This is a genomic window from Streptomyces sp. SAI-170, assembly GCF_049739565.1.
GTDB lineage: Bacteria > Actinomycetota > Actinomycetes > Streptomycetales > Streptomycetaceae > Streptomyces.
This window is the reverse complement of the sequence record NZ_JBMGQD010000001.1, coordinates 5823123-5844330: the sequence shown is the minus strand read 5'-3', so window position 1 is coordinate 5844330 and position 21208 is coordinate 5823123. Positions and strand designations below refer to the sequence as shown.

The following is a 21208-nucleotide window of genomic DNA, read 5'->3' as shown; positions in this document are numbered from 1 at the left end:
CCCTGGACCAGCAGGTCGGTTGGGTTCCGATGTCGGGCGGGTACCCCCGTCGCGCGGTTCATTCACGCCTTTTGCGGCGCGCTGCCCCCCTCCTGCAGCGCGCCGCATGTGTCCCACTGTCACCTGCGACGGCCGCCCAGGAGGAGGGGGCTTTAGCTCTCTCACCCTGATAGGGGAAATGCCGCCGGGTGGGGCGCCGTCAGATGTGGGCGGCGCCCGCGCCCGCCTCCGCGTTCGCGCCCCGCTTGGTGAGGAGGGCGACGAGGACGGCGACGCCCGCCACTCCCGCCGCGACCAGGGACGCCAGGCTCATGCCGGAGATGAAGGTGTCGTGGGCGACGTCCGTGATCTTGGTGACCAGCGGCTCCGGGGTGCCCGGCGTGATCGGTGCGACCCCGAGCTGGACGGCCTCGGAGGCCTGGTCGAGCCGCTCGGGAGCGAGCGGGGGCAGGCCCGCGTCGGCCCAGTTGCCGGCGAGGTCGCTGTCGACCTTGGAGGCCATGACGGCACCCAGGACGGCCGTGCCGAGGCTGCCGCCGATCTGCATGGCCGCCTGCTGGAGGCCGCCGGCCACGCCGGACAGCTCCATCGGGGCGTTGCCGACGATGACCTCGGTGGCGCCGACCATGACCGGCGCGAGGCCGAAGCCGAGCAGGGCGAACCAGATGGACATCACGCCGCTGCCGGTGTCCGCCTCCAGGGTGGACATGCCGTACATGGCGATCGCGGTCACCGCCATGCCGCCCGCGAGCGGCACCCGCGGGCCGAGCTTGGTGATGAGGGCGCCCGCGAGCGGGGAGCCGACGATCATCATGCCGGTGAGGGGCAGCAGGTGGAGGCCGGCGTCGATGGGGCCCATGCCGTGCACGTTCTGGAGGTAGAACGTCACGAAGAACAGGCCGCCCATGAACGCGATGGCCATCAGGACCATGAGGACCACACCGGCGGACAGCGCGACCGAGCGGAACAGGCCCAGCGGGATCAGCGGCTCACGCACCCGCAGCTCCCAGAACGCGAACAGCGCGAAGCCGAGCATGGACGCGCCGATGAACGTCCACGTCTGCCCGTCGCCCCAGCCCCACTCGGGGGCCTTGATCACGGCCCAGACCAGGCAGAACATCGCGGCCGACAGCAGGGCGATGCCCAGCAGGTCGAAGGAGCGCGGGGCGTTCTCCGCCCGGTGGTCGAGCAGGATCAGCACGCCCAGGACGAGCGCGAGGACGCCGACGGGCACGTTGATGAAGAACACCGACTGCCAGCTGACGTTCTCCACGAGGACGCCGCCGAGGACCGGGCCGCCCGCGGTGGAGGCGCCGATGACCATGCCCCAGATGCCGATGGCCATGTTGAGCTTCTCGGCCGGGAAGGCGGCACGCAGCAGGCCGAGCGCGGCCGGCATCAGCAGTGCGCCGAACAGGCCCTGGAGCACGCGGAAGGCGATGACCGCGCCGATCGAGGAGGAGAGGCCGATCGCGCCGGAGGCGGCGGCGAAGCCGACCACGCCTATCAGGAAGGTCTGCCGGTGTCCGAAGCGGTCACCGAGCTTGCCCGCGGTGATCAGGGTGACGGCGAGGGCGAGGAAGTAGCCGTTGGTGATCCACTGGAGGTCCTCGCGGCTCGCCTTCAGGTCCGCCCCGATGGCCGGGTTGGCGATGGCCACGATGGTCCCGTCCAGGGCCACCATCATCACGCCGACGGCGACGGTGAGAAGGGTGAACCACGGGTGCCCGCGCAGGCCCTGGGCGGGGGCCGGGTCCGACGGGGTGAGCGGTGCCCTGTCCCCCGGCCCCGTCTTGTCGATGGTGGTCTGACCAGTCATACGAACGAGGCTAGTGACAGCCTCTGACATTTGACAAAGCAATTCAGTCGTCACTAACTGACATCTATGGAAACTCTGCGCGAGCGCAAGAAGCAGCGCACCCGGGACGCACTGGTGCGGGCCGCGTTCGAGCTGTTCACCACCCAGGGCTACGACCGCACGACCGTCGACGAGATCGCCGAGGCGGTCGATGTCTCGCAGCGCACCTTCTTCCGCTACTTCGCGGGCAAGGAGGACGCCGCCCTCGCGGTCCAGCGCCTCACCGAGGACCACTTCTACGAGGCCGTGCGCGCCCGTCCGCCGCACGAGCCGCCGCTGGAGGCGCTGCGCCGGGCCGTCCTGGAGGGCTGGGACACCATCAGCGAGGTCATCGAGTCCGTCGTACCGGTCGATCTGTACCTGCGGATGTACCGGGTGGTGGAGTCGACGCCGGTGCTGCTCGCCGCGCATCTGCGGCGCTCCGCGGAGACCGAGGAGCGGTTCGCGCGGCTGGTCGCCGAGCGCGAGGGGCTCGATGTGGACGCCGACCCGCGGCCGCGGGTGGCGGTGGCGGTGTTCGGTGCGGTGATGCGGGTCACGGAGCGGCAGTGGAGCGCCCGGGAGGACCTCAACCTGGAGGCGATCCGCGAGCTGACCGCGGCGTATCTCGACCACGTAGGGCCGGCGCTCGCCGAGAAGTGGCGCGCATCCTGACATCCCTGTGCGATTCGTCAAACGTGATCTGCGTCACTCGGTTCACGCGAGACCGTCCCGTTCTCCTAGTGTGTCCTCCCAGTGACTTCCTTCGACACCTCCCCGCAACTCAACGTCTGGCGCATGCTGCTCGCGCTGGCCGTGGTGTTCGTGATGCTGGCGACCACCGGCTGGACCGCGCTGCGCAGCGACCGCCCGGTGACCGCACTCCAGGCCTCCCTGTCCGCCTGGGAGGACGGCAGCATCGCCGGCCACCGGCTGCCCGACCCGGACGCCTCCCCCACCCGCATCGCCCGCTTCTTCGCCACGCTCACCGACCGGCAGCAGGCCACGCTCGCGGCCCGCTACCCGCTCGCCGTCGGCAACATGAACGGCGCCCCCGTCGAGCTGCGCTACCGCGCCAACCGCGTCGCGCTCGGCAAGGCCCGCAGAGTCGAGCTGGCCCGGATGCACGACAGCCGCCTCAACCCCGCGGGGCAGCAGCAGGCGGGACGCCGTATGCACCGCCTGGAGTCGCTCGCCGAGCCGGGCCGGCACATCCTCGCCTTCGACCCGGAGGGCTCGGGCCGGGTCGCCGAGGTGTTCGGCGACCTCACCGAGGCCGAGCGGATCTCCGTCGTCGTGCCCGGCGTCGACACCGACCTGCTCACCTTCCAGCGCACCTACCGCTACCACTCCGCCCCCGTCGGCATGGCCCGCTCCCTCTACGACGCCGAGCGCCGGGCCCGCCCCGGCCTGCGGACGGCCGTCATCGCCTGGGCCGACTACACCGCGCCCAGCGGCATCGGCATGGACGCGGCCACCGCGCTGCGCGCCGAGGGCGGCGCCGTCCGGCTGAACGCGCTGGTGCGGGCCCTGCCCGGCAAGGCGCCGGTGTCGCTGTTCTGCCACAGCTACGGCTCCGTGGTCTGCGGGGTGGCCGCGCACACGCTGCCCGCACGGGTGGCCGACATCGCGGTGGCCGGCAGCCCCGGGATGCGCGCCGAGAAGGCCTCCGGGCTCGGCACGTCCGCGCGCGTGTGGGCCATGCGGGACGCCGACGACTGGATCGGGGACGTGCCCCATCTGGAGCTCGGCGGCTTCGGCCACGGCGCCGACCCGGTGACCGCCGAGTTCGGCGCGCGGGTGCTGTCGGCACGCGACGCCGAGGGACACGCGGGCTACTTCGTGCCCGGCACGGACAGCCTCCAGAACTTCGCCGAGATCGGCACTGGCGCGTACCGCTCGGTGGACTGCGCCGACGATCTGGGCACATGCCGGGCGGGTTTGTCCGCCACGACGCCGGTGGGACGCGCGTAGAGGCGCAGAAACTGCGGTTTGCGCGGGGAGGGGACGGAGGAGCTCATGCCGCATACGATGAGCCGCATGGGTGACGTACTGGCCGGATTTCATGCCGCCTGGGAGTTCGAGTCCGACTCCGTGCTCATCCGCTACGAACGGGGGATTCGGACACCCAAGCTGTTCCAGGCGCTGCGGGAGCGCCGGGTGCCGCTGGAGGCGGTGCAGGGGGTGTCGCTGACGCCGGGACGGCGGGGGACCGTGGTGCTGCGCGCCGAGCTGCGGCCGGGCGCGGATCCGCTCCTGGAGGCTGCCGCCGGGCAGCTGAAGGAGCACAGCGACCCCTATCGGCTGGTGCTGCCGGCCGAGCGCGAGGTGCTCGCCGAGTACTACGCCGACGAGCTGCGGGCGAGCCTCAAGGGCGACCCCGAGCCCGCCGACCGGTTCCTGGTGACGGCGCCCGAGGTGCCGCTGCGGTTCAAGGCGTACGACGCGAAGGCGTCCTTCGACGGGTCCCACGTGCACTTCCGGTGGTTCTGGACCGGGGCGTCGTCGGCGAAGTGGAAGGCCGGGGACCAGAGCTTCGCCGTCGACGAGCTCAGCGGGGTCGAGTGGCGTTCGCCGGAGGTCTTCGAGGGGCATCTGCGGCTGCTGACCGGGGACGCCCAGCCGACGCAGGCGGACCAGGACCCGGCCGCCGTGGTGTTCGGGCTCGGGTACGGCCCGGTGCACGAGTCGCTGCCGTTCGCCGCGGCCGTGCTGGCCGCCGTACGGGGGAAGGGGCCGGGCGCCGCGGTGTCGGCCGTGCCCCGGAGGGACCCGGCCGACATCGCGGACAGGATTCGGCATCTGGGAGAGCTGCACCAGGCGGGACTCGTCACGGACGAGGAGTTCTCCGTGAAGAAGGCGGAGTTGCTGGCGGAGCTCTGAAGGTCACTCCCGGCCGGCGGACGCGTGGCGCATGTCGGCGTACCGGTCGCCGGCCACCTGGGCCGCGATCGGGTCCAGGAGGTTTAGGTCCTCCTCGTCCAGAGTGATGGCGACGGCCGCCACGTTCTCCTCCACCCGGGTCGGCCTGCGGGTGCCCGGGATCGGGATCACGGGCAGGCCGTGGACCCGGGCCTGCTGCTGGACCCAGGCCAGGGCGATCTGCCCCAGGGAGGCGGAGTGCTTCGCGGCGACCTCGCGCACCGGCTCCAGCAGGGCGGCGTTGGCCGTGGCGTTGTCGCCGGTGAAGCGGGGCTGATGGCGGCGGAAGTCGTCGGCGGTGAGGTCCTCGGCGCGGGCGAAGGAGCCGGTGAGGAAGCCCCGGCCGAGCGGGGAGTACGGGACGAGGGTGACGCCGAGTTCGCCGGCCGCGGGCACGACCTTGGCCTCGATGTCCCGGCTGAACAGGGACCACTCCGACTGCACGGCCGCGATGGGGTGGACGGCGTGGGCGGCGCGCAGCTCGTCGGCGGTGACCTCGCTGAGGCCGAGCTGCTTGACCTTGCCCTCGCGGACCAGGTCGGCCATGGTGGCGACGGTCTCCTCGATGGGGACGTTCACGTCCCGCCGGTGCATGTAGTAGAGGTCGATCACCTCGACGTCGAGGCGCTTGAGGCTCGCCTCGACGGCCTGGCGGATGTAGGGCGCGTCGTTGCGGATGATCCGGCGGGTGGGGTCGTCCTCGGGGATGGACAGGGCGAACTTGGTGGCGATGAGCACCTCGTCGCGGTGGGCGGCGAAGAAGGGCGCCAGGAAGCGCTCGTTGTCGCCCGCGCCGTAGGCGTCCGCCGTGTCGTAGAGGGTGACGCCCAGTTCGAGGGCCCGCTCCAGGGTCGCGCGGGACTCCTGCGCGTCGGAGGGGCCGTAGGCGAAGCTCATGCCCATGCAGCCCAGGCCCTGCACACCCGCCTCGGGACCGTCGGCGCCGAGGCGGGCGGTGGGGATCCTGGTGTCGTTCATCGGTTCGTCTCCGTTTCGCGGGCGCGGTCGGCGCCGCCGTACACACTGATCTTGCGGTCCAGCACGGCGAGGGTGTCGTGCAGTTCGGCGATCCGCGCCAGCACGTCCCTGCGGGTGGACTCCAGCAGCTCGCGCCGCTCGTCGTAGGTGGACTCGCCCTCGCGCACCAGCTCGGCGTACCGCACCATGTCGGCGACCGGCATGCCGGTCAGCCGCAGCTTTCCGACGAGGTCGAGCCAGTCCAGGTCGCGGTTGGTGTAGCGGCGCTGGCCGGTGTGCGAGCGGTCGATGTGGGACATCAGGCCGATCCGCTCGTACCAGCGCAGGGTGTGCGCGGTGAGACCGGTGAAGGCGGCGACCTCGCTGATGGTGTAGCGGTCCTCGCCGTCCGGGCGGGGGTGCCGTCGGGGTGGGGCGGTACAGATGTCCGCCGGGGTCCGCGGGGCTCCTTCGGTGGTCACGGCCGTGGTCTGCATCACCGTCATGCCCCCACGCTATGGCCTTGGAGTGGACTCCAAGCAAGCGAGAACCGACGGTAAACAGCGGGACTTGGCGTGATCTTCACCGTTAGCTTGCCGTCATGAGTCTCGTACGACGTGCTGAGCCCGGGGACGCCGCCGAAGTGCTGCGGCTGCGTCAGGTGATGATCGACTCCGTGTTCACGGGGGTGTCCGGCGACGACGGCTGGCACTCCGCGTCCCTGCCGACGCTGCGGGCGCGTCTCGCGGAGCCCGACGGGGACTTCGCGGCGTTCGTCGTGGAGCACCCGGAGCGGCCGGGGGCGCTGGCCGCGCTGGTGGCGGGGACGATCGAGTACCGGATCGGGCGGGCGGACAATCCGCACGGGCGAGTTGGGTACGTCTTCAGCGTCGCCACCGACCCGGACGCCCGGCGCCGCGGGTACGCGCGCGCGTGCATGGAGGAACTGCTGGCCTGGTTCCGCGAGCGCGGCGCCGTCCAGGTCGACCTGAACGCGTCCGCCGAGGCGGAGCCGCTGTACGCGTCCCTGGGCTTCGTCCGCAAGCCGGACCCCTCGATGCGGTTGCGGCTGTGAGACGCATAGGCTCGACGGCATGTCGTTGAAGAGCCTCGCGCTGATCGAGAACTGGCCCGTCCCCACCGCCGCGGCGGGTGTGGTCCGCGCCGACGGCACGGTCGTGGGGACGCACGGCCCGGCCGGGCGGCCGTTCCCGCTGGCGTCGGTCACCAAGCCGCTCGCGGCGTACGCCGTGCTCGTCGCCTACGAGGAGGGCGCCATCGAGCTGGACGAGCCGGCCGGGCCCGCCGGTGCGACGGTCCGGCATCTGCTGGCGCACACCTCGGGGCTGGCCTTCGACGAGCACCGGGTGATGTCCGCGCCGGGCGAGCGGCGGCTGTACTCCAACGCCGGGTTCGAGCAGCTCGGCGACCATGTCGCCAAGGCGACGGACATCCCGTTCGCCGAGTACCTGCGCCAGGCGGTGCTGGAGCCGCTCGGGATGACGGGCACGTCGCTGGAGGGCTCGCCCGCCAAGGACGGCGTGTCGACGGTGGAGGACCTGCTGCGGTTCGCCGCCGAGGTGCAGGCACCGCGGCTGCTGGACCCGCGCACGGTCGCGGACGCGATGACCGTGCAGTACCCGGGCACCAAGGGCGTGCTCCCGGGCTACGGGCACCAGAACCCCAACGACTGGGGCCTCGGCTTCGAGATCCGCGACGGCAAGTCGCCGCACTGGACGGGGGCCTCCTCCTCGCCGCGCACCTTCGGCCACTTCGGCCAGTCGGGCACGTTCCTGTGGATCGACCCGGAGGCTGGCGTGGCCTGTGTCGCGCTGACGGACCGGGCGTTCGGGCCCTGGGCGGTGGAGGCGTGGCCGGGGTTCACCGACGCCGTGCTGGCGGAGCTGCGCCCGTAGCCGCGGCCTGCTCCGGGCGGGCGTCCAGGCTCGCCCTCGGGCTTGTCACGCTCAGCCGCGCGAGTGCAGCGTGGTGAGGCCGGTGCCGCAGTCGGCGTCCTCGGCGCAAGCCGAACAGCGCGTGACCGGTCACCCACCGCCAGTGACAGCGTTCGAGTGACGGTCACCCGTTCGAATCGGCCGCCATCTCCCACACGAGGACCTCCGCACCGCCGGCCCCCGCGACCAGCTCCAGGTCCCGCGTCTCCGTGCCGCGCACCGCGTCGCCCGGCCCCAAGTCGACGTCGCCGAGCCGCACTTCGCCGCGTACGACATGGACGTAGACGTACGCCGCGTCCGGCACCGCGGTCCGCTCCCCCGCCGTCAGCCGCCGCACGTGCAGCATCGCGCCCGCCTCGGGGACGGCGTACGGCGTGGAGTCGGCGATGCCGTGCACGATCTCGTACACCGGGTCGCCGCCGGGGTCGCGGGGCGCCAGCCACATCTGTACGAAGGTCAGCGGGGTGTCCCCGTCGTTGCGCTCGACGTGCCGCACCCCGGCCGCCGAGCTGAGGCGCTGGACGTCGCCGGGGCGCACCCTGCTCTCGTGGCCGGTGGAGTCGCGGTGCGTCAGCTCGCCCTCGACGACCCAGGTGACCAGCTCGGTGTGGCTGTGGGGATGCTCGTCGAAGCCGGCGCCGGGGGCGAGCCGCTCCTCGTTGCAGGCGATCAGCGCACCGAAGCGGAGGTTGTCGGGGTCGTAGTGCGGGCCGAAGGAGAAGGCGTGCCAGGACTCGATCCCGGCCTCCGGCTCCCCGCCGCGGTAGCGCTCTGCGGCGCGCCGTACGTCCATCACAGGCCCCACCGTAGACCCCGTAGCGCATCCTCCCGTCCGGATAAGGCAGTCTTGTCCCCGTGCCCGAACCCGAAGCCCGTACCGACCGAGCCGCAGCGCGCCCCGTCCATCCGCACGCGGCGACGCTGAAGCGGCTGGAGAAGTCCTCCGGCTCCCTCGCCGCCCAGGCCATCGCGCGGATGGACGAGACGCTGCCGTGGTACCGGGCGATGCCCCCGGAGAACCGTTCCTGGATCGGGCTGGTCGCCCAGGCGGGCATCGCCGCCTTCACCGAGTGGTTCCGGCACCCGGAGGCCCCGCAGGCGATCTCCACCGATGTCTTCGGCACCGCCCCGCGCGAACTGACCCGGGCCATCACGCTGCGGCAGACCGTGGAGATGGTGCGCACCACCATCGAGGTCATGGAGAGCGCGATCGAGGAGGTGGCCGCGCCCGGCGACGAGAGCGTGCTGCGCGAGGCGCTGCTGGTGTACGCCCGCGAGATCGCCTTCGCCACCGCCCAGGTCTACGCGCAGGCCGCCGAGGCACGCGGTGCCTGGGACGCCCGCCTGGAGTCGCTGGTGGTGAACGCCGTGCTCAGCGGCGAGGCCGACGAGGGCGCCGTCTCCCGGGCCGCGGCGCTCGGCTGGAACTCGCCGGAGCACGTCTGCGTGGTGCTGGGCACGGCACCCGACGGCGACTCCGAGCTGACCGTGGAGGCCATCCGGCGCGCGGCCCGGCACGCCAAGCTCCAGGTCCTCACCGGCGTCCTGGGCAACCGGCTGGTCGTCATCGCGGGCGGCAGCGACAACCCGCTGGCCGTGGCCAAGTCGCTGATCGGCCCCTATGCGGCAGGCCCCGTCGTCGCCGGCCCGGTGGTGCCCGACCTGCAGGCCGCCACCCGGTCCGCGCAGGCCGCTGCTGCCGGACTGAAGGCGTGTTCCGCCTGGCAGGACGCGCCGCGGCCGGTGCTGGCGGACGATCTGCTGCCGGAGCGCGCGATGGCCGGAGACCCGAGCGCCCGCGAGCAGTTGGTGGAGGAGATCTACAGACCGCTGGAGGAGGCCGGATCGGCGCTCCTGGAGACCTTGAGCGTCTACCTGGAACAGGCGAGCAGCCTGGAGGGGGCCGCGCGGATGCTGTTCGTGCATCCCAACACCGTGCGCTACCGGCTTCGACGTGTGACTGACGTCACCGGATGGTCGCCATCGGATGTACGCTCCGCGTTCACGCTGCGGATCGCGCTGATCCTGGGGCGTCTCGCCGACGGTGATCTTCCTTCCTAGCGTTTTGTCGGGGAGCTACAAATCCCCCTCGCGTTCTTCGTCCTAGTCCCCACGGGCGGGCATGCCCTTCGACAAGAGAGAGTGTGAGAGTGTTCGTACTCGTCGCTCCCGGCCAGGGCGCTCAGACGCCCGGCTTCCTGTCCCCCTGGCTCGAACTGCCCGGCGCCGCCGACCGGCTGGCCGCATGGTCGGACGCCATAGGGCTGGACCTCACCCACTACGGCACGCAGGCCGACGCGGACGAGATCCGCGACACGGCCGTGGCGCAGCCGCTGCTCGTCGCGGCCGGTCTGCTGTCCGCCGCGGCACTCGGTGACATCGCCCCGGGCGCCGTCGCGGGCCACAGCGTCGGTGAGATCACCGCCGCCGCCTTCTCGGGCGTCCTGGACGACACCGCCGCGCTCACCCTGGTGCGCAAGCGGGGCCTGGCCATGGCCGAGGCCGCCGCGGTCACCGAGACCGGCATGTCGGCGCTGCTCGGCGGTGACCCCGAGGTGTCCGTCGCGCACCTGGAGAAGCTGGGCCTGACCCCGGCGAACGTCAACGGCGCCGGCCAGATCGTCGCCGCGGGCACGCTGGAGCAGCTCGCCGCGCTGGCCGAGGACAAGCCCGAGGGCGTCCGCAAGGTCGTTCCGCTGAAGGTCGCCGGCGCGTTCCACACGCACCACATGGCGCCCGCGGTCGAGGCCCTCGCCAAGGCCGCCGAGGAGCTGGACCCGACCGACCCGAAGATTCCTTACGTCTCCAACAAGGACGGTCGGACCGTCGCCTCCGGCGCCGAGGTGCTGACCCGCCTGGTCGGCCAGGTCGCCAACCCGGTCCGCTGGGACCTGTGCATGGAGACCTTCAAGGAGCTCGGGGTCACGGCGCTGATCGAGGTGTGCCCCGGCGGTACGCTCACCGGTCTGGCCAAGCGGGCCCTGCCGGGCGTGCAGACGCTGGCGCTGAAGACCCCTGCCGACCTCGACGCGGCCCGCGAGCTCATCGCCGCGCACAGCTGACGTCCCCAGAAGGAGCCGAACGGACATGTCGAAGATCAAGCCCGCCAAGGGTGCCCCGTACGCGCGCATCCTGGGTGTGGGCGGCTACCGCCCGACGCGGGTCGTCCCCAACGAGGTGATCCTCGAGACGATCGACTCCTCCGACGAGTGGATCCGTTCGCGTTCCGGCATCCAGACCCGGCACTGGGCGAACGACCAGGAGACCGTCGCCGCGATGTCGGTGGAGGCGTCCGGCAAGGCGCTCGCCGACGCCGGCATCGACGCCGAGAAGATCGGCGCGGTGGTCGTCTCCACCGTCTCGCACTTCAAGCAGACCCCGGCCGTCGCCACCGAGATCGCCGACAAGCTCGGCACGGCGAAGGCCGCCGCCTTCGACATCTCGGCCGGCTGCGCGGGCTTCGGCTACGGCCTCACCCTCGCCAAGGGCATGATCGTCGAGGGTTCGGCGGAGTACGTCCTGGTCATCGGCGTGGAGCGGCTGAGCGATCTGACCGACCTGGAGGACCGCGCGACGGCCTTCCTGTTCGGCGACGGCGCCGGCGCGGTCGTCGTCGGCCCCTCGGACGTGCCCGCGATCGGCCCCACGGTCTGGGGCAGCGAGGGCGACAAGTCCGAGACCATCAAGCAGACCGTGCCGTGGACGGACTACCGCGACGGCACCGTCGAGAAGTTCCCGGCCATCACGCAGGAGGGCCAGGCCGTCTTCCGCTGGGCCGTCTTCGAGATGGCGAAGGTCGCCAAGGAGGCGCTGGACGCCGCCGGGATCTCGCCCGACGAACTGGACGTCTTCATCCCGCACCAGGCCAACGAGCGGATCATCGACTCGATGGTGAAGACCCTCAAACTGCCGGAGTCCGTCACGGTCGCCCGTGACGTTCGCACCACCGGCAACACCTCGGCCGCCTCGATCCCGCTCGCGATGGAGCGGCTTCTGGCGACCGGGGAGGCGAAGAGCGGCGACACCGCGCTCGTCATCGGCTTCGGGGCGGGTCTCGTGTACGCCGCGACGGTCGTTACCCTCCCCTAGGCACACTGCCACCAGGCGAACTGCCACACCCCTTGAGAAACATCTACGAAGGAGCGCCGACATGGCCGCCACTCAGGAAGAGATCGTCGCCGGTCTCGCCGAGATCGTGAACGAGATCGCCGGCATCCCGGTCGAGGACGTCGAGCTGGGCAAGTCGTTCACCGACGACCTGGACGTCGACTCGCTGTCCATGGTCGAGGTCGTCGTCGCCGCCGAAGAGCGCTTCGACGTCAAGATCCCGGACGACGACGTCAAGAACCTGAAGACCGTCGGTGACGCGACCGACTACATCCTCAAGCACCAGGCCTGATCCACCGATCAACCCCCTGGGCTGACTGCCCCGCCACCCGGCGGTGGCGCCGCTGAATCCCCATTACTTGGAGAAAGAATTCCCGTGAGCCCGACCAATCGCACCGTGGTCGTCACCGGTATCGGCGCAACCACACCGCTGGGTGGCGACGCAGCCTCTACCTGGGAGGGCCTGGTCGCCGGCAAGTCCGGCGTCAAGCCCCTGGAGCAGGAGTGGGCGGCCGAGCAGGCCGTCAGGATCGCCGCTCCGGTCGCCGTGGAGCCCACCGAGGTCATTCCCCGGCCGCAGGCCCGCCGTCTCGACCGCTCCGCGCAGTTCGCGCTGGTCGCGGCGCAGGAGGCGTGGAAGGACGCCGGGTTCACCGGCAAGGCCGGCGAGGACACCTCCGTCGACCCCGACCGCCTCGGCGCGGTCATCGCCTCCGGCATCGGCGGCGTGACGACGCTCCTCGACCAGTACGACGTGCTCAAGGAGAAGGGCGTCCGCCGCGTCTCCCCGCACACCGTCCCCATGCTCATGCCGAACGGCCCGTCGGCGAACGTCGGTCTGGCCGTGGGCGCCCGCGCGGGTGTGCACACGCCGGTCTCCGCGTGTGCGTCCGGCGCCGAGGCGATCGGCTACGCCATCGAGATGATCCGCACCGGCCGCGCCGACGTCGTCGTCGCGGGTGGCACGGAGGCGGCGATCCACCCGCTGCCCATCGCCGCGTTCGGCAACATGATGGCGATGTCCAAGAACAACGACGACCCGCAGGGCGCCTCGCGTCCCTACGACGTGGCCCGCGACGGCTTCGTCCTCGGCGAGGGCGCCGGCGTGATCGTCCTGGAGTCCGCGGAGCACGCCGCCAAGCGCGGTGCCCGGGTGTACGCCGAGGCGGTCGGGCAGGGCATCTCCGCCGACGCCCACGACATCGTGCAGCCCGAGCCCGAGGGCCGCGGCATCTCGCACGCGCTGCAGAGCCTGCTGGACAACACCGACCTGGACCCCGCGGAGATCGTGCACGTCAACGCGCACGCCACGTCGACGCCGGCCGGTGACATCGCGGAACTGAAGGCGCTGCGGAAGGTCTTCGGCGACGACGCGGACCACTTCGCGGTCAGCGCGACGAAGTCGATGACGGGGCATCTGCTCGGTGGCGCCGGTGGTGTGGAGTCGGTCGCGACCGTGCTCGCCCTGTACCACCGGGTCGCCCCGCCGACCATCAACATCGAGAACCTGGACCCGGAGGCCGAGGCGAACGCCGACGTCGTCCGGGGCGAGGCCCGCAAGCTGCCCGTGGAGGGCCGCATCGCCGCGCTGAACGACTCGTTCGGCTTCGGTGGTCACAACGTGGTTCTTGCGTTCCGTACCGTGTGACGCCGTCGGATCGAAAGTGGCCCGGACTCCGTGGTGGGGTCCGGGCCGTTTCGTTGCCGGGTGCCGGGCCGTGGTCGCTTCTCGCGCAGTTCCCCGCGCCCCTTTGGGTCAGACCACTTGGTGCAACCAGCGGACCGGGGCTCCCTCTCCCGCGTATCTGAACGGTTCCAGTTCGTCGTCCCAGGGCTTGCCCAGGAGCTTGGAGAGTTCGGCCTCCAGGTCGGTCTCGCCGCGCTGGCTGCGCAGGAGGGCGGCGCGCAGGCGGTCCTCGGGGACGAGGATGTCGCCGTGGATGCCGGTGACGGCGTGGAAGATGCCGAGGTCGGGGGTGCAGCTGTAGCGCTCGCCCTCGGCGGTGGGGCAGGGTTCGGCGGTCACCTCGAAGCGCAGCAGGTGCCAGCCGCGCAGTGCCGAGGCCAGTTTGGAGGCGGTGCCGACCTCGCCCTGCCAGGAGAACTCCGAGCGCCAGGTGCCGGGCGCGGCGGGCTGCCGGATCCAGTCGAGGTTGACGCGGGTGCCCAGCACCCCGGCGACGGCCCACTCGACGTGCGGGCACAGCGCGCGCGGAGCGGAGTGCACGTACAGAACTCCACGTGTCGTCACCGGGACCTCCGGGCAGAGCGGGACAGGCGGGCCGAGCGGTGGTGGCGGGCAGCCACGCTGATGGCGAGGCTACCGTGCGGCGGGGCAAGGAGGGTGACGTACCGTCGGTCCCGGTGCCCGGAAACACACACCATTCACTCGGCAGGACGCCTGTACGTGGGCGGACGATCACGGCGCGCGCATCCGGGAACTCCCGCGCGTTGTCTTGGTGAGGAGTTCTGTGGGGACGAGGCCGTGTCGGTCGACCGAGGGGATCACCGGGATGCGGAAGCGAAACCATGTCTTAGCGGCTGTTGTGGCCGCCGTGGCGGCGACTGTGGTGGGAGTCGCCGGGTGTGATGCGGTGGGCGGTGAGTCGCCGGCGCCGAGCGGGACGCGGGGGGTGAAGCCGTCGCCGACGCCGGTGTGGGACCGCAGCCCGGAGTCGATCGTGGCGGTGGGCGACTCGATCACCCGCGGCTTCGACGCGTGCGGCATTCTGACGGACTGCCCGGAGGCGTCGTGGGCGACCGGCAGCCGCGAGGACGTCGACAGTCTCGCCGTACGCCTGCTGGGGCGTGCGCGGGCGGCGGAGCGGAGTTGGAACTACGCGCGGACCGGGGCGCGGATGGCGGACGTGCCGGGCCAGATGGCCCGGGCGGTGGCCCGTTCCCCGGAGTTGGTCACGGTGATGGCGGGGGCCAACGACGCCTGCCGGGACTCCGCGGACGAGATGACGTCGGTGGCCGCGTTCAGGACCTCCTTCGAGGAGGCGATGCGGACCCTGCGCGGCGCCCTGCCCAAGGCGCAGGTGTATGTGTCGAGCGTGCCGGACCTGAAGCGGCTGTGGTCGCAGGGCCGGACGAACCTGCTGGGCAAGCAGGTGTGGAAGCTCGGGATATGCCCGTCGATGCTGGACGACGCGGACGCGCTGGACGCGGCGGCGAACCTGCGCCGGGCGACGGTGCAGAAGCGGGTGGAGGACTACAACAAGGTGCTGCGCGAGGTGTGCGCGCGCGACGAGCGCTGCCGTTTCGACGGGGGCGCGGTGTACGCGTACCGGTTCGGCACCGACCAGCTCAGCCACTGGGACTGGTTCCATCCGAGCGTCGACGGTCAGGCGCGGCTGGCGGAGATCGCCTACCGGACGGTCACCCGCGAAGGAGACCTGACTTAGGGTTTCCGGCATGATCGAACAGTTCGCAACACTTTCCGACGGCACCCCCGTGCGCCGCTGCACCCTGGAGCGCGCGGGGGTCCGGGTGCGGGTGCTGTCCTACGGCGGAATCGTCCAGTCCGTCGAGTTCCCGGACCGCGAGGGGCTCCGCGCGGACGTGGTGCTGGGGTTCAAGGACCTGGACGGCTATCTGGCGCACCAGGGGCCGTACTTCGGCGCTCTGGTGGGCCGGTACGCCAACCGGATCGCGGGCGCCCGCTTCGCGCTGGACGGGGTGACGTACCCGCTGGAGCGGAACGACGGCCCCAACTCGCTGCACGGCGGCGGGCACGGCTTCGACAAGCGGGTGTGGGACATGACGCCCGTCGAGCACGGCGTCCGCCTCGCCCGGGTCAGCCCGCACGGCGAGGAGGGCTTCCCGGGCCGCCTGGAGCTGTCGGCGACGTACACGCTCCTGGAGTCGGGTGCGCTGCGGATCGCGTACGAGGCGGTGACGGACGCGCCGACGGTGGTGAACGTGACGAACCACAGCTACTTCAACCTGTCCGGCTCCGGTCCCGCGGGCGGCCATGAACTGCGGATCGCCGCTTCCCGGTTCACGCCGGTCGACGCCGACCTGATCCCGACCGGCGAGTTCGCGGACGTCACCGGCACCCGCTTCGACTTCCGTACGGCCCGCGCGACCGGCTCGGGCTACGACCACAACTTCGTGCTGGACAAGGGCGTCACGGACGGGCCGGTCGAGGTCGCCGAGCTGCACGACCCGGCGTCCGGGCGGGTGCTGACCGTGTCGACGACCGAGCCGGGCCTCCAGCTGTACACCGCCGACCACCTCTCCGGCCCGTTCGCGCCGGGCGACGGCATCGCGCTGGAGACCCAGCACTTCCCCGACTCCCCCAACCGGCCGGAGTTCCCGAGCACGGTCCTGCGGCCGGGCGAGGTGTTCCGCTCGGAGACGGTCTACGGGTTCGGGGTGCGCTGAGCCGGGACCGCCGCCACCACCTCCACCTCGATCTGCGCCTCGGGCCGGAACAGCTTGGGCACCTCGAAGGTCATGCTGGTGGGCGGGGTGCCGGTGAGATGGCGGCGGCGCACCTGGCCGTACTCGTCCAGCCGGGAGATGTCGGTGAGGTAGGTGCGGATGTTGATGATGTCCGCCAGGGTCGCGCCGTGCGCCTTGAGCAGGGCGTCCAGGGTCCGGAAGACGCCCTCGCTCTGCTCGGCGAGGGTGGCGCCCTCCGCGATCTGCCCCGACACGAACAGCAGCGCGCTGCCGTCGGCGTGCGCGACCCGGGCGACCTGGGAGTAGTAGGGGCTGAGCGGCTCGGGGGCGTTCTCGGGGTTGTCCAGGGTGACCTGCACGGGTGCTCCTTCAGTCGGCGGTACGGGGGCTGCTGCCGGCGGTACGCAGGTGTGCCGCGGCCTCTGCGATGTCCGCGTCGGCGAGTGCGGGATCGGCCTCCGCCGCGCTCCGCAGGCGCTCCAGCACGGCCGCCACGACCGGCAGTTCGGCCGCCTTCACCGCGAGGTCCAGGTCCTTGACGGCGAGCCCGGTGCCGAAGTGCACCCCTTCGGCGAAGGCGCGGGCGACGACACCGCCCAGCGGTCCGGCGGCGAGGGCGGCCCGGGAGGTGGCGGGGTCGACGCCGAGCGCGTCGGCCAGCCGGAGGGACTCCGCGACCAGGGCGACCCCGCCGATCACCCCCGTGTTGACGGCGAGTTTGAGGGCGGCGCCCGAGCCGGGGCCGCCGGTGCGGGTGACCGTGCCCAGGTGGGCAAGGATGCCGGCGACGGAATCCACGTCTCCGCTGGCCAGGATGCCGAGTTCGCCCGTGGCCGCCTTGTCGGTGCTGCCCATGACCGGGGCGTCGACCACCCTCGTGCCGTCCCCGAGCCGGGCGGCGAGTTCCCGCACGGCGTCCGGGCCGACGCTGGACATCTCCAGCCAGCGGACGCCCGGCCGCAGGACGGGGGCCGCCTCGGTGGCGACGGCGTCGAGGGCGTCGGGGCCGGCGAGCATCGTGATGACCACGTCCGCGTCCCGGACGGCCTCGGCGGGCGTGCCGGCGCGCAGCGCGCCCTCGGCGACCAGCGGGTCGGCCTTCGCCGCCGTACGGTTCCAGACGGTCAGGGGGTGGCCCGCGCGCAGCAGTCGGCGGGCCATCGGGGCGCCCATGTGGCCGAGCCCCAGAAAGGCGATCTTCTCCATGCCCCGACGCTAGGCCGGGGGCTTGCCATGCGACAAGCGAATGTCCAGCATGGCAGGCATGCCGAACACGCATGACGTACTGCCGGAGCTGTCGACGGTCTGGCTCCGGGCCTTCCTCGAGGTCGCCCGCCAGGGCTCCTTCACCGTGGCGGCCCGCACGCTGGGCTGGACCCAGTCGGCCGTCTCCCGTCAGATCTCCTCGCTGGAGTCGGCGTTGGGCGGCGAGCCGCTGTTCGACCGGCTGCCGCGGGGCGTACGGCTGACCGAGGCCGGGCGGGTCCTGGTGCCGTACGCCGAGGCCGTGACGGACGCCCTGCGGGGCGCCGGGCGGGAGCTGGCGGACCTGCGCGCGGGGACGGCCGGGCGGCTGCGGTTCGGGGCGTTCGCCACGGCCGACGCGGCGCTGGTGCCCCGCGCCCTCGCCGCCTTCCGGGCCCGCCGCCCCCGCGTCCGCGTCACCCGCGAGGAGGGCCTCACCCCGGCCCTGCTCGACCGGCTCACCGCCGGGCATCTGGACCTGGCGGTGGTCTCCACGACCGGCCGGGCCCCGCTGGACGCCTACGACCTGCACCATCTGCTCGACGAGTCCCTGTACGTCGCCGTCCCCGCGGACCATCCCCTCGCGGGCCACGAGGGGCCGGTCCGGCTCGGGCAGTTCGCCGACGCCGACTGGATCGCGGGCGGCCCCCAGCCCGAGGGCACCCTCCTGGACGCGGCCCTGCGCCAGGGCTTCCGCCCGCGGGTGACCCATGTCGTCGCCGAGTGGACGGCCAAGCAGGGCTATGTCGCCGCAGGGCTCGGCGTCACGCTGATCCCGGCCCTGGCCGCCGCCTCGGTGCGCCCGGACATCGCGCTGCTGCCGGTGCTGGACGAGGGCGCGGCGGCCCGCGCGGTGTACGCGGCGACGGTGAAGGGCCGTGGCCCGGCCCCGGCCGCGCGGATGTTCCTGGCGGCGCTGCGGGAGGCGGCGGAGACGATTCCGGCACTGTGAACAAGGGATTCCGGCGCGGCGGAGGCGGGTAGGACCTGGCACCTCCACCGCAACGGGAAGGACCTGAAGTCACGTGAGTGTCATACGGGTTGGGATCGGCGTCACCGTGCTGGCGCTGGCCGTCGGCCTCGCGGCGGCCCCCGGAGCCACAGCCGGGGTCGACGCCCCGCCGACCGCCGAGGAGCAGCGGCTCGACCGTGCCGTACCGCAGGAGATCCTGCGCCGCTCGGGATTCGACACGGTGGCGGCGGAGTTCGCCCGGGATCTCGCGGACGCCGGCTCCTACGCGCAGGCCCACCGGATCGTCGTACGCGAGGGGTCGGCGCTGTGGCGGCGGGCCGTGGACCGGGTGCAGGGACGCGGTCCGGCGGGCGGGGATCTGAGCCGGGACGACGACCGGCCGCTGTACTGGGCGCGGTTGGGGATGACCCGGGAGGTGCGGGCCTACCGGCCCGGGTTCGGACTCGACGAGGAGCGACGCGCCAAGCTGCTCGACGCCCTGGAGCGGACCTCGCGCGGACAGAGCGACATCCGCTTCCCGTGCGGCAAGGGCGTCCGGCGGGTCCTGGTCACCGGCTTCGACCCGTTCACGCTGGACCGGGACATCCGGATCTCCAACCCGTCGGGCGCGACCGCGCTGGCCCTGGACGGCACGGTGATCGAGACGGCGGACGGTCCGGCCCGGGTGGAGACGGCCGTGTTCCCGGTCCGCTGGCGGGACTTCGCCGAGGGGACGGTCGAGCGGACCCTGCGCCCGCACCTGGCCCACGTCGACCTCTTCACCACCGTGAGCCAGGGCCGCGTCGGCCGCTTCGACGTCGAGCGCACCAACGGGGCCTGGCGGGGCGGCTTCCCCGACAACGAGAACATCGGCCGCACGGAGACGGTCCCGGTCACCGACCCGGCCTCGCAGCCCCAGTGGACCTCCACGACCCTGCCGTACGCGCGGATCGTCGCGGCGGGCACCGGCCCCTTCCCGGTCTACGACAACACCGGCGTGACCGAGATCCCGGCCGGGGGCACCGAACCCGTCGTACGGCCGGACGGGCCGACCCCGGGCTCCACCGCGCGGGCCGGGGGCGGCGGCAACTACCTGTCCAACGAGATCGCCTACCGGGCGACCCTGCTGCGCGACCGCCTCGGCCTGCACGACACCCTGCCGGGCGGGCATGTGCACACGCCGGTGCTGCAGTTCGGGGCCGGGAACACCACGGAGGTGACCGACCCCGAGTTCGTGCGCAATCGGCTGGACATCGTCGCGCAGGTGCGGGCCATCCTGTCCGCCGCGCTCAGTGCGACGGGGCGAACGCGAGGCTGACGCCGAGGCCGGCCAGGACCGAACCGATCACCTTGTTGAGCACCTTCTGGGCGCGCAGCATGAGCGTGCGCATGCGCTCCTGCGAGAAGAACACGGCGACGACGCCGAACCACAGCAGGTGGGCCAGCGACATGAACAGGCCGTAGCCCGCCTGCTGGTAGAGCGGGGTGCCGGGGCTGACGACCTGGGCGAAGGTGGAGACGACGAACAGGGTCGTCTTGGGGTTGAGGACGTTGGTGAGGAACCCGCTGCGCAGCGCGGCGAGCGGCGTCAGCCCGGTCTTGTCCTCCAGGTCGACCTTCACCTCGCCTCGGGCGCGGAAGGTGCGCACACCGATGTGGACGAGGTAGGCGGCGCCGATCAGCTTGATGACCGTGAACAGGAAGGTCGAGGAGGCGATCAGCAGGCCCACGCCGAGCATGGTGTACGTGACGTGGACCAGCACGCCGGCGGCGACTCCGGTGGCGGCGAGGAGGCCGGTGCGGCGGCCGTGGAGATAGCTGTTGCGGACGATCATCGCGAAGTCGGCGCCGGGGGCGATGACGGCCAGCACGGTGATGACGGCTACGGCGAGTATCTCGGTCACGCGGTCTCCTCTTCGGACTCGGTCACACGGTCTCTGCTTCGGACTCGGTCACACGGTCTCTGCTTCGGACTCGTCGTCGGCCCCGTCGCCGACGGTCTCCTCCCCGAGCAGGTCGCGGGCCATGAGGGTGGCGCCCGCGACCGCGCCCGGCATCAGGAAGACCGCCACGAACGGGACCAGGAAGGCCAGGCCCAGGGGCGTGCCGAAGCCCCAGACCAGGGTCTTGCGGGAGCGGAGCAGGGCGAGGCGGTCGCGCAGTTCGACGCCGCGGCGCTGCATGGCGACGGCGGTGAGCTCCTCGGTGAGGAAGAAGCCGGTGACGAAGAAGCCGACGACGGGCACGACGGTCTGCCCGGCGATCGGGACGAACCCGAGCGCGAACAGCAGCACGCCCCAGCACAGGGCGCGCAGGACGATCCGCAGGCTGTCCCGGGCCGAGATCCACAGCTCCCGCCACAGCGGCAGCCCCGACTCGGGCGCGGTGCCGTCGGGCGAGGCGTCCCGGTCGACCTCCTCGGAGAGGCTCTCGTAGAACGGCTGGCCGATCAGCAGCGTCACCGCGGTGAAGGTGAGCACGGCGAGCAACAGGCCCAGCGCGAACAGCACGACCGTCAGGAAGCCGCGGAACAGGCCCTGCCAGGGGCTCGACCAGTCGTCGGCGAACGGCGTCGCCCAGGACACGGCGTCGTCGCCCCACGCGGCGAGCGACACCAGCGCGGCCCCGTACAGCACGAGGGTGATCAGGCCGGGGATCAGCCCGAACTCGAACTGCCTGCGGTGCAGGGCCACCCACCGCTGGCCCTTGATGAGGTACTGGAAACCCGCCCCGAGATCACGCATGGCGGAACTCTAACCGGGTGACACCGAGTCCCTCTTGTTGCCCTTGAGTCGAACAGGTAGATCTCGCCGTACCGATCCG

At 72.2% G+C, this 21208-nt stretch carries 23 protein-coding genes; 14 read left to right on the top strand and 9 right to left on the bottom strand.

The window, feature by feature from the left end; translation table 11 throughout:
- Positions 1-199: 199 nt before the first annotated feature.
- Positions 200-1819: an MFS transporter gene (locus tag RKD23_RS26185; protein ID WP_424855897.1), complete on the bottom strand. Its 1620-nt coding sequence runs from the start codon at positions 1817-1819 to the stop codon at positions 200-202.
- Positions 1820-1885: 66 nt separating this feature from the next.
- Here RKD23_RS26185 and RKD23_RS26180 point away from each other — a divergent pair, with 66 nt between their 5' ends.
- The 3 genes from RKD23_RS26180 (at position 1886) to RKD23_RS26170 (ending at position 4720) form a co-directional block, all read left to right on the top strand.
- Positions 1886-2512 (top strand): TetR family transcriptional regulator, encoded by a 627-nt coding sequence (locus RKD23_RS26180; protein ID WP_424855896.1) that lies wholly within the window; start codon positions 1886-1888, stop codon positions 2510-2512.
- 81 nt (positions 2513-2593) lie between these two features.
- Positions 2594-3811, top strand: a complete 1218-nt coding sequence (locus RKD23_RS26175) for an alpha/beta hydrolase (protein ID WP_424855895.1) — start codon at positions 2594-2596, stop codon at positions 3809-3811.
- 57 nt (positions 3812-3868) lie between these two features.
- Positions 3869-4720, top strand: a complete 852-nt coding sequence (locus tag RKD23_RS26170; protein ID WP_424858334.1) for a DUF4429 domain-containing protein — start codon at positions 3869-3871, stop codon at positions 4718-4720.
- Between the two features lie 3 nt (positions 4721-4723).
- On the opposite strand, the gene RKD23_RS26165 is transcribed toward RKD23_RS26170, so the two are convergent.
- Both RKD23_RS26165 and RKD23_RS26160 read right to left on the bottom strand, forming a co-directional pair.
- A complete protein-coding gene (locus tag RKD23_RS26165; RefSeq protein WP_424855894.1) occupies positions 4724-5737 on the bottom strand; it encodes an aldo/keto reductase in 1014 nt (337 codons plus the stop codon).
- Positions 5734-6222 (bottom strand): MerR family transcriptional regulator, encoded by a 489-nt coding sequence (locus tag RKD23_RS26160; protein WP_424855893.1) that lies wholly within the window; start codon positions 6220-6222, stop codon positions 5734-5736. The genes RKD23_RS26165 and RKD23_RS26160 overlap by 4 nt, the downstream gene beginning before the upstream one ends.
- Positions 6223-6317: 95 nt before the next feature.
- Between RKD23_RS26160 and RKD23_RS26155 the strand changes: the two genes are divergently transcribed.
- A complete protein-coding gene (locus tag RKD23_RS26155) occupies positions 6318-6791 on the top strand; it encodes a GNAT family N-acetyltransferase (RefSeq protein WP_424855892.1) in 474 nt (157 codons plus the stop codon).
- A gap of 19 nt (positions 6792-6810) precedes the next feature.
- The gene (locus RKD23_RS26150; protein WP_424855891.1) at positions 6811-7632 is read left to right on the top strand and encodes a serine hydrolase domain-containing protein; all 822 of its coding nucleotides are present in this window, start codon (positions 6811-6813) and stop codon (positions 7630-7632) included.
- 163 nt (positions 7633-7795) lie between these two features.
- Here RKD23_RS26150 and RKD23_RS26145 read toward each other — a convergent pair whose 3' ends face one another.
- Complete coding sequence (locus RKD23_RS26145; protein WP_424855890.1) at positions 7796-8464, bottom strand: pirin family protein; 669 nt, start codon at positions 8462-8464, stop codon at positions 7796-7798.
- Between the two features lie 62 nt (positions 8465-8526).
- Here RKD23_RS26145 and RKD23_RS26140 point away from each other — a divergent pair, with 62 nt between their 5' ends.
- The 5 genes from RKD23_RS26140 (at position 8527) to fabF (ending at position 13426) form a co-directional block, all read left to right on the top strand.
- Complete coding sequence (locus RKD23_RS26140) at positions 8527-9732, top strand: PucR family transcriptional regulator (RefSeq protein ID WP_424855889.1); 1206 nt, start codon at positions 8527-8529, stop codon at positions 9730-9732.
- An 89-nt stretch (positions 9733-9821) separates the two neighbouring features.
- Positions 9822-10733, top strand: coding sequence for an ACP S-malonyltransferase (locus RKD23_RS26135; protein ID WP_424855888.1), 912 nt, complete (start codon positions 9822-9824; stop codon positions 10731-10733).
- A 25-nt stretch (positions 10734-10758) separates the two neighbouring features.
- Complete coding sequence (locus RKD23_RS26130) at positions 10759-11760, top strand: ketoacyl-ACP synthase III (RefSeq protein ID WP_404035015.1); 1002 nt, start codon at positions 10759-10761, stop codon at positions 11758-11760.
- 61 nt (positions 11761-11821) lie between these two features.
- On the top strand, positions 11822-12070 hold the full coding sequence (locus RKD23_RS26125) for an acyl carrier protein (RefSeq protein ID WP_404035017.1): 249 nt from the start codon (positions 11822-11824) through the stop codon (positions 12068-12070).
- 84 nt (positions 12071-12154) lie between these two features.
- Complete coding sequence (fabF, locus tag RKD23_RS26120; protein ID WP_424855887.1) at positions 12155-13426, top strand: beta-ketoacyl-ACP synthase II; 1272 nt, start codon at positions 12155-12157, stop codon at positions 13424-13426.
- A 108-nt stretch (positions 13427-13534) separates the two neighbouring features.
- On the opposite strand, the gene RKD23_RS26115 is transcribed toward fabF, so the two are convergent.
- A complete protein-coding gene (locus RKD23_RS26115) occupies positions 13535-14029 on the bottom strand; it encodes a DUF3145 domain-containing protein (RefSeq protein WP_404035021.1) in 495 nt (164 codons plus the stop codon).
- Positions 14030-14291: 262 nt separating this feature from the next.
- On the opposite strand from RKD23_RS26115, the gene RKD23_RS26110 reads away from it, so the two are divergent.
- Entirely contained in the window at positions 14292-15185 is an 894-nt protein-coding gene (locus tag RKD23_RS26110) for an SGNH/GDSL hydrolase family protein (protein ID WP_424855886.1), read from the top strand.
- 10 nt (positions 15186-15195) lie between these two features.
- A complete protein-coding gene (locus RKD23_RS26105) occupies positions 15196-16167 on the top strand; it encodes an aldose epimerase family protein (RefSeq protein ID WP_424855885.1) in 972 nt (323 codons plus the stop codon).
- Here the strand turns inward: RKD23_RS26105 and RKD23_RS26100 are convergent.
- A complete protein-coding gene (locus RKD23_RS26100; protein WP_424855884.1) occupies positions 16146-16547 on the bottom strand; it encodes a RidA family protein in 402 nt (133 codons plus the stop codon). The genes RKD23_RS26105 and RKD23_RS26100 overlap by 22 nt on opposite strands.
- A 10-nt stretch (positions 16548-16557) precedes the next feature.
- Positions 16558-17394, bottom strand: a complete 837-nt coding sequence (locus tag RKD23_RS26095; protein WP_424855883.1) for an NAD(P)-dependent oxidoreductase — start codon at positions 17392-17394, stop codon at positions 16558-16560.
- 49 nt (positions 17395-17443) lie between these two features.
- On the opposite strand from RKD23_RS26095, the gene RKD23_RS26090 reads away from it, so the two are divergent.
- Complete coding sequence (locus RKD23_RS26090; protein ID WP_424855882.1) at positions 17444-18385, top strand: LysR family transcriptional regulator; 942 nt, start codon at positions 17444-17446, stop codon at positions 18383-18385.
- A gap of 73 nt (positions 18386-18458) precedes the next feature.
- On the top strand, positions 18459-19703 hold the full coding sequence (locus RKD23_RS26085; protein ID WP_424855881.1) for a pyroglutamyl peptidase: 1245 nt from the start codon (positions 18459-18461) through the stop codon (positions 19701-19703).
- Here the strand turns inward: RKD23_RS26085 and RKD23_RS26080 are convergent.
- Together RKD23_RS26080 and RKD23_RS26075 are read right to left on the bottom strand one after the other, a co-directional pair.
- Entirely contained in the window at positions 19675-20289 is a 615-nt protein-coding gene (locus tag RKD23_RS26080; protein WP_424855880.1) for a LysE family translocator, read from the bottom strand. The genes RKD23_RS26085 and RKD23_RS26080 overlap by 29 nt on opposite strands.
- Before the next feature lie 48 nt (positions 20290-20337).
- Complete coding sequence (locus RKD23_RS26075) at positions 20338-21129, bottom strand: EI24 domain-containing protein (RefSeq protein ID WP_424855879.1); 792 nt, start codon at positions 21127-21129, stop codon at positions 20338-20340.
- Positions 21130-21208 lie beyond the last annotated feature (79 nt).